The 17,325-nt window shown below is 70.0% G+C and carries 18 protein-coding genes and 1 riboswitch; of the genes, 10 read left to right on the forward strand and 8 right to left on the reverse strand.

Going from position 1 to position 17,325, the window contains the following annotated elements; genetic code table 11:
- Positions 1-19 precede the first annotated feature (19 nt).
- Entirely contained in the window at positions 20-553 is a 534-nt protein-coding gene (locus AB0J88_RS17740; protein ID WP_364344552.1) for a TIGR02611 family protein, read from the reverse strand.
- Between the two features lie 294 nt (positions 554-847).
- On the opposite strand from AB0J88_RS17740, the gene AB0J88_RS17745 reads away from it, so the two are divergent.
- On the forward strand, positions 848-1,279 hold the full coding sequence (locus AB0J88_RS17745) for an SsgA family sporulation/cell division regulator (protein WP_089247988.1): 432 nt from the start codon (positions 848-850) through the stop codon (positions 1,277-1,279).
- 185 nt (positions 1,280-1,464) lie between these two features.
- Here the strand turns inward: AB0J88_RS17745 and AB0J88_RS17750 are convergent, their stop codons facing one another.
- A complete protein-coding gene (locus AB0J88_RS17750; protein WP_364343255.1) occupies positions 1,465-2,124 on the reverse strand; it encodes an NAD(P)H-dependent oxidoreductase in 660 nt (219 codons plus the stop codon).
- A 91-nt stretch (positions 2,125-2,215) separates the two neighbouring features.
- Between AB0J88_RS17750 and AB0J88_RS17755 the strand changes: the two genes are divergently transcribed.
- From AB0J88_RS17755 to AB0J88_RS17765, 3 genes are all read left to right on the forward strand, one after another.
- Entirely contained in the window at positions 2,216-2,704 is a 489-nt protein-coding gene (locus tag AB0J88_RS17755; RefSeq protein ID WP_364343252.1) for a MarR family transcriptional regulator, read from the forward strand.
- An 87-nt stretch (positions 2,705-2,791) separates the two neighbouring features.
- Complete coding sequence (locus tag AB0J88_RS17760) at positions 2,792-3,625, forward strand: ChbG/HpnK family deacetylase (protein ID WP_364343249.1); 834 nt, start codon at positions 2,792-2,794, stop codon at positions 3,623-3,625.
- On the forward strand, positions 3,597-4,034 hold the full coding sequence (locus tag AB0J88_RS17765; protein WP_364343246.1) for a GNAT family N-acetyltransferase: 438 nt from the start codon (positions 3,597-3,599) through the stop codon (positions 4,032-4,034). Before AB0J88_RS17760 ends, AB0J88_RS17765 begins: the two co-directional genes overlap by 29 nt.
- On the opposite strand, the gene AB0J88_RS17770 is transcribed toward AB0J88_RS17765, so the two are convergent.
- From AB0J88_RS17770 to AB0J88_RS17780, 3 genes are read right to left on the reverse strand one after another with little or no spacing between them, the layout of a single operon-like run.
- Entirely contained in the window at positions 4,031-4,588 is a 558-nt protein-coding gene (locus tag AB0J88_RS17770; protein WP_364343243.1) for a hypothetical protein, read from the reverse strand. The genes AB0J88_RS17765 and AB0J88_RS17770 overlap by 4 nt on opposite strands.
- Positions 4,581-5,903, reverse strand: a complete 1,323-nt coding sequence (locus AB0J88_RS17775) for a hypothetical protein (RefSeq protein ID WP_364737919.1) — start codon at positions 5,901-5,903, stop codon at positions 4,581-4,583. Before AB0J88_RS17775 ends, AB0J88_RS17770 begins: the two co-directional genes overlap by 8 nt.
- The gene (locus tag AB0J88_RS17780; RefSeq protein ID WP_364343240.1) at positions 5,900-6,679 is read right to left on the reverse strand and encodes a hypothetical protein; all 780 of its coding nucleotides are present in this window, start codon (positions 6,677-6,679) and stop codon (positions 5,900-5,902) included. Before AB0J88_RS17780 ends, AB0J88_RS17775 begins: the two co-directional genes overlap by 4 nt.
- A gap of 197 nt (positions 6,680-6,876) precedes the next feature.
- On the opposite strand from AB0J88_RS17780, the gene AB0J88_RS17785 reads away from it, so the two are divergent.
- The gene (locus AB0J88_RS17785; RefSeq protein ID WP_364343238.1) at positions 6,877-7,554 is read left to right on the forward strand and encodes a PIG-L deacetylase family protein; all 678 of its coding nucleotides are present in this window, start codon (positions 6,877-6,879) and stop codon (positions 7,552-7,554) included.
- 41 nt (positions 7,555-7,595) lie between these two features.
- Positions 7,596-7,721, forward strand: a complete 126-nt coding sequence (locus AB0J88_RS17790) for a hypothetical protein (RefSeq protein WP_364343235.1) — start codon at positions 7,596-7,598, stop codon at positions 7,719-7,721.
- 28 nt (positions 7,722-7,749) lie between these two features.
- Here the strand turns inward: AB0J88_RS17790 and AB0J88_RS17795 are convergent, their stop codons facing one another.
- Positions 7,750-8,541 (reverse strand): (2Fe-2S)-binding protein, encoded by a 792-nt coding sequence (locus AB0J88_RS17795; protein ID WP_364343232.1) that lies wholly within the window; start codon positions 8,539-8,541, stop codon positions 7,750-7,752.
- 41 nt (positions 8,542-8,582) lie between these two features.
- Between AB0J88_RS17795 and cobF the strand changes: the two genes are divergently transcribed.
- Entirely contained in the window at positions 8,583-9,329 is a 747-nt protein-coding gene (cobF, locus tag AB0J88_RS17800; RefSeq protein ID WP_364343229.1) for a precorrin-6A synthase (deacetylating), read from the forward strand.
- A gap of 12 nt (positions 9,330-9,341) precedes the next feature.
- On the opposite strand, the gene AB0J88_RS17805 is transcribed toward cobF, so the two are convergent.
- Together AB0J88_RS17805 and AB0J88_RS17810 are read right to left on the reverse strand one after the other, a co-directional pair.
- A complete protein-coding gene (locus AB0J88_RS17805) occupies positions 9,342-9,983 on the reverse strand; it encodes a lytic polysaccharide monooxygenase (RefSeq protein WP_364343226.1) in 642 nt (213 codons plus the stop codon).
- 74 nt (positions 9,984-10,057) lie between these two features.
- Positions 10,058-10,600 carry a hypothetical protein gene (locus AB0J88_RS17810; RefSeq protein ID WP_364343223.1) on the reverse strand — a complete coding sequence of 181 codons (543 nt, stop codon included), beginning with the start codon at positions 10,598-10,600 and terminating at the stop codon, positions 10,058-10,060.
- Positions 10,601-10,791: 191 nt separating this feature from the next.
- Here AB0J88_RS17810 and AB0J88_RS17815 point away from each other — a divergent pair, with 191 nt between their 5' ends.
- The 3 genes from AB0J88_RS17815 (at position 10,792) to AB0J88_RS17825 (ending at position 17,321) form a co-directional block, all read left to right on the forward strand.
- Complete coding sequence (locus tag AB0J88_RS17815) at positions 10,792-11,547, forward strand: cobalt-precorrin-6A reductase (RefSeq protein WP_364343220.1); 756 nt, start codon at positions 10,792-10,794, stop codon at positions 11,545-11,547.
- Positions 11,544-15,089, forward strand: a complete 3,546-nt coding sequence (gene cobN / locus AB0J88_RS17820; RefSeq protein ID WP_364343218.1) for a cobaltochelatase subunit CobN — start codon at positions 11,544-11,546, stop codon at positions 15,087-15,089. Before AB0J88_RS17815 ends, cobN begins: the two co-directional genes overlap by 4 nt.
- A gap of 91 nt (positions 15,090-15,180) precedes the next feature.
- Positions 15,181-15,355: riboswitch (cobalamin riboswitch) on the forward strand.
- A 37-nt stretch (positions 15,356-15,392) separates the two neighbouring features.
- Positions 15,393-17,321, forward strand: a complete 1,929-nt coding sequence (locus tag AB0J88_RS17825) for a VWA domain-containing protein (protein ID WP_364343215.1) — start codon at positions 15,393-15,395, stop codon at positions 17,319-17,321.
- Positions 17,322-17,325: the final 4 nt, after the last annotated feature.

Below are 17,325 nucleotides of genomic sequence, written 5' to 3' on the forward strand. Positions count from 1 at the left end.
ACACCAGCCCCGCCGAGCATCACCAGCCGAAGAAGTCTCGGGTTTCCTTGATCAAGTCGATGTCGAGGCTGACCTTGACGGAGGCCCACACGACGAAGGCCACGAAGACCAGGCCGACCGCGCCCACTACTAAACGTAACGGCCAGGGTTGGCGGGCGATCCAGGATGTCCAGGCTCGGACGTTGCGGCGGGTGAAGTTGAGGAGCTTTTTGGCCCAGGTGAACTCGACGGCCCAAATAGCCAGGCCACCGATCACGATGAACCAGCCCGGGCCGGGTAGCGGTATGAGCAGAATACCCAGAGCGACCACTGCCAGGCCGGCAATCGCGACGGTTATACGGAGGATCATCCGTCCGGTCGGATTTGCCCGGATTAGATCCAAGGTCTCGCCGACGCGGCCTCGGTGTCGTGCTTCGGGCGCGGCAACACCCGTTCGGGCCTCGTGTTCCGAATTTTCGGGCGGGCTACCCCGATCGAGCGTCACCCCGTGCCTCCGCTCTTCGTCCTCCCCAGTCGCCGCCGCAAGCTCCGCGCCGCTGCCCATTTGCTCCATTGAGGATGGTTTCATCGCCCAATCCACTCCGGCTCCGCCTCGGCCCGTCACTCAACGGGACCGCTCGACGTTACCGAACTAAGTCGACGTCTGAGCTACCCGACGCCGGACGGTGCGCAGCACCACAGCAAGTCGGGCATTATACGCATTTTGCTTGACCTGTTGCGCAAGAACGCGCCGTCTTCCCACTACTGGGTGAGATCAGCGATTGACGGAGCGTAAGTAGAACTATCACCTGAGTATGGGAAACGCGGGGCAAGCGCGTCCCGCAGCGGTGCCGGGGGGAGAACGTACATGAGTGTCATCCGACCGACGACCGTTGAGGTTGAAACCTCATTGCGGCTCGTCGCACCAGACGCCACCGCCTTGCCGGTGCGCGCCAGCCTTCGCTACGACCCAGCCGACCCGTACGCGGTCCACGTCCTGTTCCACGCGGATTCGGCCGGCGGCGAGGCGGTGAGTTGGTCGTTCGCCCGTGAGCTGCTGGTCACGGGCCTCGACGAGCCCGCCGGCATCGGCGACGTCCGAGTCTGGCCGTGGGCCACGCCACGGGGCGATTTCGTAGCGCTGGCGCTGTCGTCACCCGACGGGAACGCCCTGTTCGAGGTGCCGCGCAGCGTGCTGGTGCGGTTCCTGCGACGGACCTACGTCGTCGTACCGCGGGGTCGCGAAACCGACCACCTCGACGTCGACGCGGCGGTCAACCGGCTCCTCGCCGGTAGATAACAACCTGAGAGAGCGCCGCGCGGATCTGCCGACTCCGCGCGGCGCCTTCTTTTTCAGGGGATACGCACGGCCGCGCGCGACAAACCCCGAAGGAGCACTGCCCCAACGGAGCGGCACCGGAGCGGCACACCGCAGAGCGTGGCCATAGCCGCGACGGCGCGCGACGAACCCCGACGAACACCGCGCTAGCGCAGCGGCACAGGCCCGTCGGACCGCAGAGCCCGGCCATGCTCACGTGCCGCCCGCTCGGCCCGCGACCGCAGCGACGCTGACAGTTCCTTGAACCGGGCCAGCCCCGGATCCACGTCGACCAGCGTGAATTCGGTCTCGATGACCCGCAGGTCCAGCTCCCACACGTCAGCCAGGATCCGGCGCATCCACGGCGTCGCGTGGTCCCAGCCCTCTCGCGGCGTACCCGGCCCGTAACCCCCACCGCGGACCGTGACCAACACCGCCGGCTTGCCGGCCAGTAGGGGCAGGGCGCCAGCAGCCATCCGCGGGTCGGCCAGGACCGTGTCGACCCAGGTCTTGAAGTGCTGAGAGACCCCGTAGTTGTAGAGCGGCACCGCGAACAGCAGCGCGTCCGCCTCGACCAGCTCGTCGGTCAGCAGTGCCGCCTGGGACGCGGCCGAGCGCTGGGCCGCGCTCCACTCCTCGGGCGGGACGAACTTCGCCGAGATCGCGTCCCTCCAGACCGTGGAAGGCAGCGCCGCCGTGCCGACGTGGCGGCGCACGATCGGGTCCGAGGGGTGTGCCGCGCGCCACTCGGCCTCCACGATGTCGGCGATCTCGCGGCTGTGTGAACCCTCGACGCGGATGCTCGCGTCGAGTCGGAACAGCGACATGTCCAAATCCTCCAGAAGTTTTGCTGATGCATCAGCAACCGTAGAGGGGCGAAAGCTGATGCGTCAACAAACGACGGGTAAGCTGGGCCACATGAGCGAACCGCGCTGGCTGAACCCGCAGGAGCAACGCATGTGGCGGGCGTACCTGCGGATGCAGCGCGCCGTCGACGTCGCTCTCGGTCAGCAACTGGCCGAGAGCGGCATCTCCCGCCCCGACTTCGAGGTGCTCGTGCCGCTGTCGGAGGCCGAGGACCGCACGCTGCGCGTCCGCAACCTCGCGAGCTGGCTGGGCTGGGACCGCAGCCGGATCTCGCATCAGCTCCGGCGCATGGAACAGCGCGGGTTGATCACCCGTGAGGAGTGCGAGTCGGACGCCCGCGGCACGATGGTGCGGATCACCGACAAGGGATTCGAGATCGTCGTCGCCACCGCGCCGGGTCAGCTCGAGACCGTCCGCCGCGTCCTGGTCGACCTGCTCGAGCCCCACGAGATGGACCAGTTGACGACCATCGCCGAACGGGTGTCGGGCGAGGCGGGTTACGCGAACCTGCCTTACTCCGACCGCGATTCGACGATATGAAAAGCGCACGCATGAATGCGCGCGAGATCGGGTCGACTTTGTACGGTTACGCTTGCCGCCGCCCAGCCGACCTGCGACCCTGCATCCATGAGGGAGCCGGCTGCTAAACCGATCATCGTCAACGCCGATGACTACGGCTATACGCGCGGAGTCTCCGAAGGAATTCGCCGCGCGTTCACCGAAGGTGTCCTGTCGTCGACGACCGCGATGATGAACATGCCCGGCGTCGAGGACGACATCCGGGTGGCGCGGGAAAAGACCCCGGCATTGCCGTTCGGAGCGCATCTCGTGCTCACCGCCGGCCGCCCGATCTCCGCGCCGCACGAGGTTCCGTCTTTAGTGGACAGCGACGGCATGTTCCACAGCCGGCAGGGCTTCTTCGACGCCTGCGACGACTACGCGATCGACGAGGTCGAGCTCGAATGGTCGAGGCAGATCGACCGGCTGATCGGCTGCGGCGTCGAGGTCGACCACCTCGACAGCCACCACCACAGCTCCTACCTCCACCCGACGACGGCACGCGCGTTGCTCAACCTCGCGACGCGGTACGGCCTCCCCGTTCGCAGGCCGCCGGCGCCGCCCGAGTCGCACCCGGCCGTGCCGATGATGTTCGAGCAGGCAGCCGTACGCATGCCGGACCTGTTCGTCGGCGAGCTGATGAAGGGCTCGTCGGCGGAGAAGTTCGTCGACCTGGCGCGGGCCGTCCCGGACGGTCGGACGGCCGAGTTCATGGTGCATCCCGCCGTCGTCGACGAGGAGCTCCTGCGGGTCAGCACCTATGCGGCGCCACGGGGTCCCGAGCTCGAGACCCTGCTCGACCCGAAGGTGTCGGCCTTCGTCGCCGAGGGACACATCGTGCTCGCGACATTCGACCAACTCGAGGAGCGCAACCGTGGCCGCGAGACGAGTGCGGCGAGCTGACGCCGACGACGCGCGCGAGCTCGAACGGTTGATGGCCGCTTTCCTCGAACTGGACGCACCAGGTCTGGAGAAGCGCGGCCACTCGACCGACGCCATCCTCGCCTCGGAGAGCCACGTCGTGTTCGTCGCCACGAACGACCAGGCGCTCGTGGGTTTCGTCACGGCCTCGTACCGCCGGGTCGCTCGTGAACGAGAGCCGATCTGCGAGATCGACGAGTTGTACGTCAGCCCGAGCGACCGCAGGGACGGAATCGCGAGCCGACTCGTCGCAGCGGTCGCCGAGGACGCCAAAGGCCGCCGATGTGCGCGTCTCTACGTCGCTTCGAACAACAGACGCCGCGACGGCCACGCCTTCTACGAACAGGCCGGTTTCGACCCGTACGGCGGACACTTCCGCATGAAGCTCTAGCCCGAGCCGGGTCGCACCAGGGACGGAAGCGGCAGGGCGGCCATCTCGCCGGCCAGTTCCGACAGTTTGCCCTCGTGGCTGACCAGGACGCGGTCGATCCGTTCCGCGACCGGGGGTTCCAACAGCAGCCGGGACTCCAGCTCCGCGGTGAGCTGGCGTTGGCCGCGTCCGGCGGCGCGGAGCCGCGCACTGAGGTCGAACGGATCGGCGCTGATCCCGATCGCCACCCGGGGCACCACGTCGAAGGCGGCCAACGACGACGGCAGCACGTCGGTGCCGTGCGGCAGCGGTGACTCGACGGCGGCCCGCACGTCGCGCCGCAGGATCGCGTAGTGGTGGCCGTGGAACTCGAACCGGTAGAAGATGCTGCCGGCCCGGTCCGCGTCCTCGAACGCCTCGGGACTCACCGGGATCCGGTCGCGCTCACCCTCCCGAGGGGCGCGGGTGGTGAGCCAGGGCACCGTCACCCAACCGTGGTCCGCGACCAGGCGTTTCAGGCACTCCGAGCGGCCGACGCCGCTCGACCCACACAGCAGCACGAGCATGTCAATCACGACTCCAGGACGCGAAGACCTCGGGCCAGGCGGACACCGTACGCGCGACGAACGTGGCGTTGGTGTCGTGCGACGGCGTGAGCGGATGCAGGTCCAAGGCGGCGACGAGCCCGTCGAGGTGTTGGGTGGTCAAAGCGCGCAAGAGCGTCGCCTCGTACGTGGCCACCTGTTGAATCAAGGCCATCGCCCGCGGCGACAGCGCCGTCGGCACGATCTTGCGCACCCGCCGGTCCGTGAACGACACCGTGCATTCGATGCCGACGCCGGCGGGCAGGTTCGGCGAGACGTCGTTGGCCGTGATCGCCGTGACGACCCGGTCGCGGCCCAGCACCGCGCCTTCGATCACCCTGATCGCCGGCCCCGAATAGCCGTCGTCGTCGTTGAGCACATAAAGAGAATCCGCATCGCTCGATCCGATGGCGCTCGCCATGTAGGAACGTTTCCGCTGCGCGAGATAGGCCGTGTACGCGGAATAGGCCAGCTTCGAGTCGTCGCCCGCGGCGGCCAACTCCGCACGGCAGGAGGCATTGAGCCGTTCGACGACTTCGGCCCGCGTCGACGTGGCCGACCGCTGTGCCGCCATCGCGTGGTCGTGAAGGTCGTAATAGTAGAGGTATTCGTTGGCGAGGCCGCGATAGTCGCGCGGCACGCTCGCCGGGAACCAGGGCTGCGCCGCTTCGAGCAATGCGGGGTCGTCGAGCACCTCGGGCAGACGGTCGACACCGTCGCGCTCGATCGCATAGATCCACGAGAGATGGTTGAGGCCATAGGTCAACACCCGCCCGGTCGCGCCCAACGCGCGGGCGCTCTTCTCGGCCGAGCTGCACACGCCGAACACCGTGCGACCCGGTTGCCGGGAAAGGCCGGCGGTCACGATTCCGGCGGGGTTGGTGAAATTGACGAACACGCACTTCGGGTTGGACCGCTCGATTGATTCGACCAGCCGCCGCGCGGCGGGAAGTGCGCGGCACGCGAAGGCCATGCCGGCCGCACCGACCGTTTCGTTCGCCAGATATCCGAGCTCCTTGGCCCGCAGCTCGTCGGTCACCCGCCCGCGCTCCAGCCCGGGCCGGATCGAGATGACGCAGCAGTCCGGCGCCGACGCCTCGGCCACGCGGAGGTCGGACGTCATCGTGATGCGGGCGTGCGGCTGCGACTCCCGGACGAAGCCGACCAGCGACTTGAGCGACTGCGTGCGTTCCGCGCTCTCGTCGTACAGGCAGATGTGTTCGAGATCCAAAGACTCCCAGCGTGTGACCAGCGACCCCAGCACGAGAGGCGTGGTGACGCCGACGCCGACCAGGAGCAGGTTCACGGCTCGGCTACCTCCGGCGGCCGCTGCCCGGGCGGGACGGCGGCGGATGTCTGGCGGGTCCCGGCCCGACCCATGATTCGCAGCGCGACCGTCCGTAGCTCGTCGACGTGCTCCTCCAGGACGTCTTCGAGGTCGCCCCGAGGTGCCTTCTTCAGGCGCTTCGCCGCGATGGGGCCGTGCACCCCCGTGCGGTCGCCCAGGTCGTGGAAGTGGCCGGTCCAGATCGGGGTCGTCCGGCGGTCGGCGATGCGCGGGCGGAGTTGGATGAAGCCCGAGTACTGCGAGGGAATGGGCTCCTTGCCGATGCCTTCGGCGCGCATCGCGAACACGATGCCGAGTTCCTTGCCCCGCAGCCAGACCGTGTCGCTCGTCCAGTCGCCCCGGAAAAGCAGGTCGTCCGGCTCGATGTAATAGGCGCGCGCGTCGTCGATCTTCATCTCCACGGCGTCCTGCGTGAGCTTGAACCAACCGGCGATCGGAAACTCCTCGGCACCCGCCTGGGCGATGAGCACATAGACCCATGAACCTTGGCAGTTGTTCGATTTCGCGGTGATCCGCCAACCGACGTGGCGGTAGAAATATTGAGCGACAACCGCGATCGCTCCGACCACCGCCGGCACGAAGACCCCGACGACGACTTCCTCACCGAATGAGTCCTCTTTGAACCCCAGCGCGGCCGCGATCTCGATCGCGAGATTGTTTAGCTGAAGGTTCCAGACCGCGACGATCGCGATAACCACGAAGGAGATCTCAATCGCACGGTTCTTTTTGGACATGCGGCGATCGTAGAGGCTGACCCCGACACTGAGGAAGCGCTGCGTGTGCGACTGACTGCGGTGCGTTATACCTTTAGGTATGATTTGCCCGACTACGCGTGGTCTTTCGGGGTTCCCGTGGCTTCCAGCGAGGCTCTAGAGGGCATGGATCTCGATCTTTAGAGTGAAAGACACCCTAGCCGGCCCGAGGAGCGACCATGAGCGTCCTGATATTCGCCCCACACCCAGACGACGACCTGATCGGCTGTGGTGGCAGCATCGCGAAGCATCTCGCCAACGGGCGTGCCGTGCACGTGGTCTACATGACCAGCGGCAACGCCGGCAGTCGGGTCATCGACAAGGAATCACTGGCGCAGATACGCGAGGAAGAGGCAACCCGCGCGGCGGAACTGCTCGGTGTCCGAAACTTGACGTTCCTGCGCCACGACGACGGTTATCTCAAGGACACGCCCGAGCTCGCGGAACGAATGATCAATCTGGTGCGCGAACACCGCCCGGAATACGTCTATCTCCCCCATGAGGATGACGGCCATCCGGACCACCAGGAAACCCACCGGCTCGTGGTGAAGGCACTGGCGCAAGCGGCCGGCCCGTGGTTCCAAGGCACGACGGGAGACCCCTGGGCAGTGCCGACGGTACTGGCCTACGAGGTGTGGACCCCGCTGCGGCACGTGTCCTACCTGGAGGACATCACAGACGTCTCGGCCCTCCTGCGGCAAGCCCTCGAATGCCACAAATCCCAGCTAGGCGAGATCGACTACTGGGCGATGGCGTACGGCCTGGCCCAGTACCGAGGCGTGACCATCGCCCCGGGCCGGCTGGCCGAGGCCTTCACGGTCATCAGCTCGCCAACGTCTTCGTTCACCGCGAGGTAGTTATCCGTCATCAACTCGGCCGGCCGCAGCTCGTCTACACCATGAGCGCCTCGACCGCCGACTTGTGGACGAAGACCGCGACCCAGCTCGATGCCGAGCAGTCCGATGAGGATGATGCGCCACCCATCATCGACGACCCGGGTCTGTCGGATCCCGACGATGTCTAACTGGTCCAATCCACGACCGGCAAACGAGCTACAGCGGTTTGCCTAGCACCGACGCCCAGTGAAGACGGCGCTCCGCGTCTGGCGTCAGCACACAGTCGCCGCACGTCCCGCCGCCGGGGATGCGGTAGTACAGACAGCAGTTGTCTCGCACGAGGAAGCACCGTGGTTGCCGGGGTTCTGGGCGCACGATCGAACCTGTGCCAGCCAGCGGCGGCAGGGCCAGCGCCGCCTCCAGGACCGCGCCCGCGGTCGACGCGTGCCGCGGCATCGTGTCGGCCAGCACCCCGGCCGCGCCGGCCAGCGCCGACGCCACGTTGCCCCACAGCACCTTCGGCGACAGCCGGAACTCCGCCTGGAACAGCTCCAGCAGCGGCGTCACCGTCTCCGCCAACGGGCCGGCGACCAGCTCCCCCGCCACCTCCCCGGGGGACAGCGATGGCACCGCCCGGACCACCCCGTACCCGATGGGCATCGGACCCGACGGCACCGGCCGCCACCACAGGTTGGCCCGCGTCGCCAGCGGCAGCGCGCCGCCCGCGACAGCCGCGCCAAAAGGGGCCGACAGCAGCCGCGACGCGACCCCCATGAAGTAGACCGACGCCACGACCCGGTCAGGAACATCCGATGGCGCCAGACCGAACGCACCGACCAGTGTCGATCGCGCCACGGAAACCCGCGCGGTCGCGACCGACGGGCGCAGCAGGTCCGTGAACGGTTGCCAGTCCGCACCCGCGGACCAGGCTTCCCACGCGAAGTACGGCCCCACAGCGGCCGCTGCCGCGAGAGCCGGACCCGCGGCGGCGGTTCGGTGTGGCGGCACGCGTGTGAGCGTAGACCGTCGATGCGGCACACTGACGTCCCATGCGCGAGGTGCTCGTCATCGGAATCGGGGCCGGCGACCCTGACCAGCTCACCATCGAGGCCGTCAAGGCGCTCGGGCGGCTCGACGCCGCGTTCCTGGTCGACAAGGGTGACGCGAAGCGCGACCTGACCGACCTGCGCCTGGACCTGCTGAAGCAGTACGCCCCCGATGCCCGCGTCGTCATCGTCGAAGACCCGCCACGGGACCGCACCGCCGACCAGTACCCAGGCGCCGTCGACGACTGGCGCCGCAAGAGAACGACCGAGTTCCAGAACCTCATAGAGAACGAGCTGGCCGACGCCCAAACCGGCGGCTTCCTCGTCTGGGGCGACCCCGCCCTGTTCGACAGCACCATCGGCGTCCTCGACGACATCGACGGCGTCGAGTTCGGCTACCGCGTCATTCCCGGCATCAGCAGCGTCAGCACCCTCGCCGCCCGGCACCGGATCGGGCTCAACCGCGTCGGCCGGCCCGTCCAGATCACGACCGGTCGCCGGCTCGCCGAGCAGGGCATGCCCGACGGCGTCGACGACCTGGTCGTGATGCTGGACGCCCGGACCGCCTACCAGCACGTCACCGGCGATGTCGACATCTACTGGGGCGCCTACCTCGGCACTCCCGACGAGATCCTGATCTCCGGACCGTTGGACGAGACCAAGGACCGGATCGACGCGGTACGCGCGGCGGCGCGCGCCCGAAAGGGCTGGATCATGGATACCTATCTCCTGCGCCGCCGCGACGCATGACCGTCCAGGAACTCAGACGACGTTGATGTCGCTGCACCACATGTACGTCTGGTCCATGTGCGACGCCTTCCAGATCACGAAGAGCACGTGCGGTCCGGAGCGTCCAGGAGCCGTGACGCCGAACGAGATGTTCTGCGCCGGCGCGTACCGCCCGGTCGTCGCGACCAGGTCGAGGTTGCCCCACCCGACGCTCTGGGTGTTGGGGTTGAACCCCTGCTTGGTCACGTAGACGCGGAAGTAGTCAGCACCGTGGCTGGCCTGGTCGTACAGCTGCGCCGTGAAGCTCTGGCCGACGTTGGTCCGCTTCCAGGCTCCGACCTGGTTCAGCGAGTTGTTCCGGGACAGGCCGTTGCTGCACAACTGACCGTCCGGGGTGCGGGCCTGGAACTGCCCGGCCAGGCCGTCCCGCAACGCGCTCATCCAGTTCCACATGGTGTCGGGGTTGGCCTGGAAGGCCGCCCAACACATGGGGTCCTGCGTCTGCATGGCCGGGTTCATGTGCTGGTTGCCCCAGGTCTTCCAGCACTGGTACTGGCGGCTCTGCGGGTTGATGATCGTGCCGTGGGCCTGGGCCGGGCCGGCCCACGGCAGGAGACCGACGACCACGGTGCACAACAGCACCAGGGCCGCCCGAAGGGACTTGTGAGTACGCACTGTTCATCCTCCGTACTTCGACAACGGTCGGGATGGGAGCGCTTCCAGCTACCATACATCCATAAACGTGAATGTCATAATCCGGCGGCGTCGTCGTACCGGCGGCGCAGGTCGGCCATCTCCGGCCCGGCCAGCGCCTCCTTCTGCGCGAGGTCCGCGTACCTGGCCGGGAACATCTCCTTGAGACGGTCGATGTACCTCGTCTCGGCGGTCGCCTCGACCACCTGGATGCCGGGCGGCTCGGCGGACATGTCCATGATTACCGGACCGGCCAATTTGACGGCCACGTCCCAGGGCCGTCCCTGCTCGGCGACCCCGCAGAGATGGAACCCGTAGACCGTGCGCACCTCGGCGAGGGCGGTGACGTCGGCGGGTTCGAAACCGTAGAGGTGGACACCGCAGACCACCTCCGACGCCGCGGCGGCCGCCTGGTGTCCGGCGTGGTTGTGCTGACCCGGGTCCGCCCGTTCGAGCGTCGTGCGCATCCGGGTCAGGATCTGGGCGGGCAGATCCGCCGGTTCGGCTTCCGAGTCGGACCCGGCCAGGGCGAACGCACCGGCTGACGCCGACAGCAGGACCACCGCTACCCATACGAAGCGGTTCCGGAAAAGCTTCACGATTGCAAACACCTCGTCGCCAGTGCGGGCGCACGTGCGCCCAGTGGTCGTGGAGGTGGCCCGGCGAGGCTGGCCGTGATCAGCACGGTTGCCCCCGTGCCGCGGCGATATGAGCCATTTCACCACGCCCGCCCCGCTCTGGCAACATCGATGACCGTGAGCGCCAAGAACGGGATGGCAGACTCCCCGGCATGCGGCAAGCGACCGTGCTCGTCCTGGGCGGCACCACCGAGGCACGGGAGCTCGCCGGGCTGTTGACCGACCAGGGTCTGCGGGTCGTCACCTCGTACGCGGGACGGACCACCGATCCACGGAAGCCGGCCGGCGAGACGCGCAGCGGCGGCTTCGGTGGCGCCGCCGGCCTGCGCGCGTGGTTGGCGGCGCACCGCCCCGCGATCCTCGTCGACGCCACCCACCCGTTCGCCGCGACCGTCAGCGCGCACGCGGCCGAGGCGCACGGCGTACCCCGGCTGCGTCTCGTCCGTCCAGGATGGATACAGGAGCCGGGTGACCGGTGGCTCCGGGTCGACAGCCTCGACCGCGCCGCCGACCTGCTGCCGGCGACCGGCCGGCGCGCCCTGATCACCACCGGCCGGCAGCGCATAGCGACCTTCACCGCACATCCCGCCTGCGCCGCGCTGCCGCTGCTCGTCGTGCGCTGCGTCGAGCCACCCGACGGCGACGACCTGCCCGGCAACGTCCACGTCGTGCTCGACCGCGGGCCGTTCACCCTCGACCACGAGCGTGACCTGCTCGAAGCGCACGCGATCGACGTCGTGGTGGCCAAGGACAGCGGAGGCGACGCCACCCGGGCCAAGCTCGACGCCGCCCGCGAGCGCGGCATCCCGGTCATCCTGGTCGACCGTCCGCGCGCCGCCGCGATGCCGACCGTCCACACACCCGAAGCGGCCGCGGCGTGGGTGCGCGAACTACTCTCCGACGCGTGACGTTCGTACTGCTCTCGACCGCCGACACCGACCTCCTCGCCGCGAGCTCCGCCGACGCGGACTGGCGCGTGGCGAACCCCGCCCGGCTGACCGTCGACGACCTGTCAGCACTGCTCGACGGCGCCGCCGGTGTCGTGGTGCGCCTGCTCGGCGGGCGCCGCACCTGGCCCGAGGGGCTTGACGCGGTGCTCGCGGCGGGCCTGCCGGTGGTCGCCGTCGGCGGCGAGGCCGTGCCGGACGCCGAGCTCACCGCGCTGTCCACGGTGCCGGCCGGGGTGGTCGCCGACGCACAGCGCTACCTGGTCGCCGGCGGGCCGGCGAACCTGCTCCAGCTGCACCGCTTCCTCGCGGACACGCTGCTGATGGCCGGCGAGGGCTTCGAGGCGCCGGTCGAGTTCCCGGCGTACGGTCGCCACGGCGCTGTCGCGGAGCAGAACGGCCCGACGATCGGCATCGTCTTCTACCGGGCGCACGCCCTGGCCGGCAACACCGCGTTCGTCGACACGCTCGCCGAGGAGGTCGCGAAGGCCGGTGGCACACCGATGCCCGTCTACGCGGCCTCCCTGCGCTCCGCCGAGACCGGCCTGTTCGACCTGCTCGAGGGCTGCGACGCGCTGATCGTGACGATGCTCGCGGCCGGTGGCACCAACGCGGCGGACGCGTCCGCGGGCGGCGACGACGAGGCCTGGTCGGTGGAGGCCCTGGCCGCGCTCGACGTGCCGGTGCTGCAGGGGCTGTGCCTGACCACGACCCGCGAGGCGTGGGACCGCAGCGACGCGGCGCTGACCCCGATGGACGCCGCGATGCAGGTGGCCATCCCCGAGTTCGACGGCCGACTGATCACCGTGCCGTTCTCGTTCAAGGAGCCCGGCCCGGACGGCGTCCCGATCTACCTCGCGGACCCCGAGCGGGCCGCCCGGGTGGCCGGGATCGCACTCCGGCACGCCCGGCTCCGCACGATCCCCAACCAGGACAAGCGACTGGCGATCGTCCTCTCGTCGTACCCGACCAAGCACTCCCGGGTCGGCAACGCGGTCGGCCTCGACACCCCGGCATCGGCCGTGGCCCTCCTGGCAAAGCTCAAGGACGCCGGCTACGACGTGGGGGACGTCCCGACCGACGGCGACACCCTGATCCACACGCTGATCGCGGCCGGCGGGCACGACGTCGAGTGGCTCACCGAGGAACAGCTCGCGGCGGCCCCGATCCGGGTGCCGGGGGCCACCTATCGCGAGTGGTTCGCGCGGGTGCCGCAGAGCCTCAAGGACGCGATGACCGAGCATTGGGGTACGCCGCCCGGTGAGCTCTACGTCGACGACGACGAGATCGTGCTGGCCGCGCTGCGCTACGGCAACGTCACGCTGATGATCCAGCCGCCGCGTGGCTTCGGCGAGAACCCGATCGCCATATACCACGACCCGGACCTGCCGCCCTCGCACCACTACCTCGCCGCGTACCGCTGGCTGGACTCCAATGTGGACGCCGTCGTCCACCTCGGCAAGCACGGCACGCTGGAGTGGCTGCCCGGCAAGGGGCTGGGACTGTCGAACGAGTGCGCGCCGGACGCCGTCCTTGCCGACCTGCCGTTGGTCTACCCGTTCGTCGTCAACGACCCCGGCGAGGGCACCCAGGCCAAGCGGCGCGGCCACGCCACGATCGTCGACCACCTGGTGCCGCCGATGGCGCGAGCCGACACGTACGGCGACATGGCCAAGCTCGAACAGCTGCTCGACGAGTACGCGACCGTCGCCGCGCTCGACCCGGCCAAGGTGCCGACGTTGCGCGCGCAGATCTGGACGCTGATCCACGCCGCCGAGCTCCACCACGACCTGCACGTGGACGAGCAGCCCGGTGACGACGACTTCGACGACTTCGTCCTGCACGTCGACGGGTACCTCTGCGAGATCAAGGACTCGCTGATCCGGGACGGCCTGCACATCCTGGGCGCGCCGCCGGCCGGTGAGGCGCGGGTCAACATGGTCCTGGCCATCCTGCGTGCCCGCCAGGTCTGGGGTGGCCGCCGTGGCGCGCTGCCCGGCCTGCGCGAGGCGCTCGGCGCCCATCTCGGCCTGGACGACACCGCGTTGGAGAGCGACGAACTCGAGGACGTCGCCCGCCGCCTCGTGCTCGCCATGGAGGCGGCGGACTGGGCACCAGAGAAGGTCGAGGAGGCCGCGACCGCGACCCTCGGCAGCGCCCCGGCCCGGGTCGTCGACGTGCTGCGGTTCGGCGCCACCGAGGTGGTGCCCCGGCTCGCGGCGACCACCGACGAGCTCACGGCCGTGGCGCACGCCCTCGACGGCGGTTACGTCGCGGCCGGTCCGTCCGGCTCACCCACCCGCGGCCTCGTCAACGTGCTGCCGACCGGCCGCAACTTCTACTCGGTCGACCCGAAGGCGATCCCCTCTCGCAACGCGTGGGACGTGGGCCGCGCACTGGCCGACTCGCTGCTGGCCCGGCACCGGGAGGACACCGGGACCTGGCCGGCGCTGGTGGGGCTGACCGTGTGGGGCACCAGCGCGATGCGCACCCAGGGCGACGACATCGCCGAGGTGCTCGCGCTGATCGGCGTGCGCCCGGTCTGGGACGACGCGTCGCGCCGGGTCAACGGCTTCGAGATCGTGCCCCGCGAAGAGCTCCGGAGGCCTCGCGTCGACGTGACGGTGCGCATCTCCGGCTTCTTCCGGGACGCCTTCCCGCATGTGATCGCCCTGCTCGACGACGCGATCGCCGCGGTGGCCGAGCTCGACGAGCCCGACAACTTCGTGCGGGCGCACGCCCTCGCCGACCAGGTGGAGCACGGCGACTGGCGGCGGGCCACCACCCGGATCTTCGGTTCCAGGCCGGGCGCGTACGGTGCCGGCCTGTTGCCCTTGATCGATGCCCGGAACTGGCGTGACGACCGCGACCTGGCCGAGGTGTACGCGGTCTGGGGCGGCTACGCCTACGGGCGCGGGCTGGACGGGCGGGCGGCGCGCGGCGACCTCGAGACGGTCTACCGGCGGATGGCCGTGGCAGCCAAGAACGTCGACACCCGCGAGCACGACATCGCCGACTCCGACGACTACTTCCAGTACCACGGCGGCATGGTGGCGATGGTCCGGTCCCTGCGGGGCACCGACCCGGCGGCGTACATCGGCGACTCGCACCGCCCTGACCACGTGCGCACCCGGTCGCTGGCGGAGGAGACCAAGCGGGTGTTCCGGGCACGCGTGGTCAACCCGCGCTGGATCGAGGCGATGCGCCGGCACGGCTACAAGGGCGCGTTCGAGCTCGCGGCGACGGTCGACTACCTCTTCGGGTACGACGCGACGGCCGGCGTGGTCGACGACTGGATGTACGAGAAGCTCGCCGCCGCGTACGTGCTCGACCCGTCCGTGCGCGAGTTCCTCGACAAGTCGAATCCGTGGGCGCTGCGCGGCATCACCGAGCGGCTGCTGGAGGCGGCGGAGCGGGGTCTCTGGGCCGCGCCCGACCCGGAGACCATCGACGCGTTGCGCGCCGAGTACCTCCGGACGGAAGGTGACCTCGAAGGGTCTTGAACCCGGGTTGCGACGTCCGTAGGACCAGGCGCCTGGAGGAGCACAGCAGGGGCGTGATTCCCCTCCCTTTGACGCGGGCCCGTTCGGTGGGTCAGCATGTTGGGCGAGCGGTGCGGAGGAACCCGGTGCGATTCCGGGGCGGTCCCGCCACTGTCACCGGGTAGCAAACCCTCACCTGATGGTCACGGCCCATTGCGGGTTGGAAGGCCGAGGGGGACGCGTCGATCCGGGAGCCAGGACACTCGGCCGCTCGCCGTAGAACCATCGCGGGCGTGGACACCCGCGGAAGGGATTGAGCGCGCCATGAGTTCCGCGTACCCGTTCTCCGCCGTGGTCGGCCTGGCCGACCTGCGCCTGGCCCTGCTGCTCAACGCCGTCTCGCCGGTCATCGGCGGGGTGCTCGTGCGCGGCGAGAAGGGCACCGCGAAGTCGACGATGGTGCGTGCCCTGGCCGCACTGCTGCCCGACATCGCGGTGGTGCCCGGCTGCCGGTTCGCCTGTGATCCGGCCGCGCCCGACCCGTCGTGCCCCGACGGCCCGCACACCGGGGTGACCGCGTCCGTGCGCAGGTCGCGCCTGGTCGAGCTGCCAGTCGGGGCCACCGAGGACCGGGTCGTCGGCACGCTCGACGTGCAGCGGATCCTGACCGAGGGCACCAAGGCGTACGAGCCGGGACTGCTGGCCGCCGCGCACCGCGGAGCGCTCTACGTCGACGAGGTCAACCTGCTCCCGGACCACCTGGTCGACCTGCTGCTCGACGCCGCCGCGATGGGCCAGGCGTTCGTGGAGCGCGACGGCGTCTCGCTCCGGCACGCCGCCCGGTTCCTGCTGGTCGGCACGATGAACCCCGAGGAGGGTGAGCCGCGCCCGCAGCTCGTCGACCGGTTCGGCCTGGTGGTCGAGGTGGGTGCGCCGACCGCGCCCGGTGAGCGGGCCGAGGTGGTTCGGCGGCGGCTGGCCTTCGAGGCCGACCCCGAGGGCTTCGCGGCCCGGTTCGCCGACGAGGACGCGACCACCGCCGAGCGGATCGTCGCGGCGCGGGCGCGGCTGCCGAAGGTGACGCTGCCGGACGCCGCGCTGGACCGGATCGCCCGGATCTGCCTGGCGTACGGGGTCGACGGGCTGCGCGCCGACATCGTCATCGCGCGCACCGCCGTGGCGCTGGCCGCCTGGCGGGAACGGTCGATGGTCGCCGACTCCGACATCGACGACGCGGCCCGGTTGGCCCTGCCGCACCGGCGGCGGCGCGACCCGTTCGACCCGCCGGGCGCGGACCAGCGGGCCCTGGACGACGCGCTGGACCAGGCGGGCGCCTCGGATCCCGACGAGGATCCGGGCAATGCCGACGGTCCCGGTCCCGACAATCCGCCGCCGGACGACGGTGGCCCTGGTGGTGGCGACGCGACCGCCGCACCCGATGCCGAGGACCGGCCGGGCGGCCCCAAGGCCACTCCCCCGCCGCCGGCCGCCGCGCCGGTCGGCACCGCCTACCGGACCCGGACCCTGACCGCCCGCTCGCGTGGCCGCTACGGCCACAGTGGACGGCGGTCGCCGGCCTACGCGGCGCGCGGCCGGGTCGCCGGCTCGCGGGCTCCGCGCGGCCGGATCGGCGCCGTCCACCTGCCGGACAGCGTGCTCGCCGCCGCCCGCGACCACCGCGGCGGGCGGATCGCGGTCCGTCAGTCCCACCTGCGCGAGGCTGTCCACATCGGACGTGAGGCGAACCTCGTGCTGTTCGTCGTCGACGCGTCCGGCTCCATGGCCGCCCGCGCGCGGATGGCCGCCGTCAAGAGCGCCGTGCTCTCGTTGCTGCGCGACGCGTACCAGCGCCGGGACACGGTGGGAATGATCACCTTCCGCGACACCGAGGCCACCACGGTGCTGCGCCCGACGGCCAGCCACGAGGTGGGGGTGCGGCGGCTGGCCGACCTGCGCACGGGTGGACGCACGCCGCTCGCCGCCGGGCTCACCGCCGCCGCCCGCACGCTGGCCGGGGAACGCCGCCGCGACCCGCTTCGCCGACCGCTGCTGGTCGTGGTCACCGACGGTCGCTACACGCGCGGCCCCGACCCGCGCACCGTGGCACCGGCGCTGGCCGGAGTGCCGAGCGTGGTCGTCGACTGCGAGAGCGGCCCGGTCCGGCTCGGCATGGCGCGCACACTGGCGGGCGCACTGGACGCCGAGTACCTTCCGCTCGCGGCGCTGTCCGCGGCCACCCTGAGGGCGGTGTGAAGCG

Origin of the sequence: Asanoa sp. NPDC049475, from assembly GCF_040676915.1 — a bacterium.
Lineage (GTDB): Bacteria > Actinomycetota > Actinomycetes > Mycobacteriales > Micromonosporaceae > Asanoa.

Excerpts from the sequence above, each read along its gene's own strand:
- AB0J88_RS17740 (WP_364344552.1), bottom strand. The coding sequence starts at position 553 with ATGGAGCAAATGGGCAGCGGCGCGGAGCTTGCGGCGGCGACTGGGGAG.
- AB0J88_RS17745 (WP_089247988.1), top strand. The coding sequence starts at position 848 with ATGAGTGTCATCCGACCGACGACCGTTGAGGTTGAAACCTCATTGCGG.
- AB0J88_RS17750 (WP_364343255.1), bottom strand. The coding sequence starts at position 2,124 with ATGTCGCTGTTCCGACTCGACGCGAGCATCCGCGTCGAGGGTTCACAC.
- AB0J88_RS17755 (WP_364343252.1), top strand. The coding sequence starts at position 2,216 with ATGAGCGAACCGCGCTGGCTGAACCCGCAGGAGCAACGCATGTGGCGG.
- AB0J88_RS17760 (WP_364343249.1), top strand. The coding sequence starts at position 2,792 with ATGAGGGAGCCGGCTGCTAAACCGATCATCGTCAACGCCGATGACTAC.
- AB0J88_RS17780 (WP_364343240.1), bottom strand. The coding sequence starts at position 6,679 with ATGTCCAAAAAGAACCGTGCGATTGAGATCTCCTTCGTGGTTATCGCG.
- AB0J88_RS17785 (WP_364343238.1), top strand. The coding sequence starts at position 6,877 with ATGAGCGTCCTGATATTCGCCCCACACCCAGACGACGACCTGATCGGC.
- AB0J88_RS17790 (WP_364343235.1), top strand. The coding sequence starts at position 7,596 with ATGAGCGCCTCGACCGCCGACTTGTGGACGAAGACCGCGACCCAGCTC.
- cobF (WP_364343229.1), top strand. The coding sequence starts at position 8,583 with ATGCGCGAGGTGCTCGTCATCGGAATCGGGGCCGGCGACCCTGACCAG.
- AB0J88_RS17815 (WP_364343220.1), top strand. The coding sequence starts at position 10,792 with ATGCGGCAAGCGACCGTGCTCGTCCTGGGCGGCACCACCGAGGCACGG.
- AB0J88_RS17825 (WP_364343215.1), top strand. The coding sequence starts at position 15,393 with ATGAGTTCCGCGTACCCGTTCTCCGCCGTGGTCGGCCTGGCCGACCTG.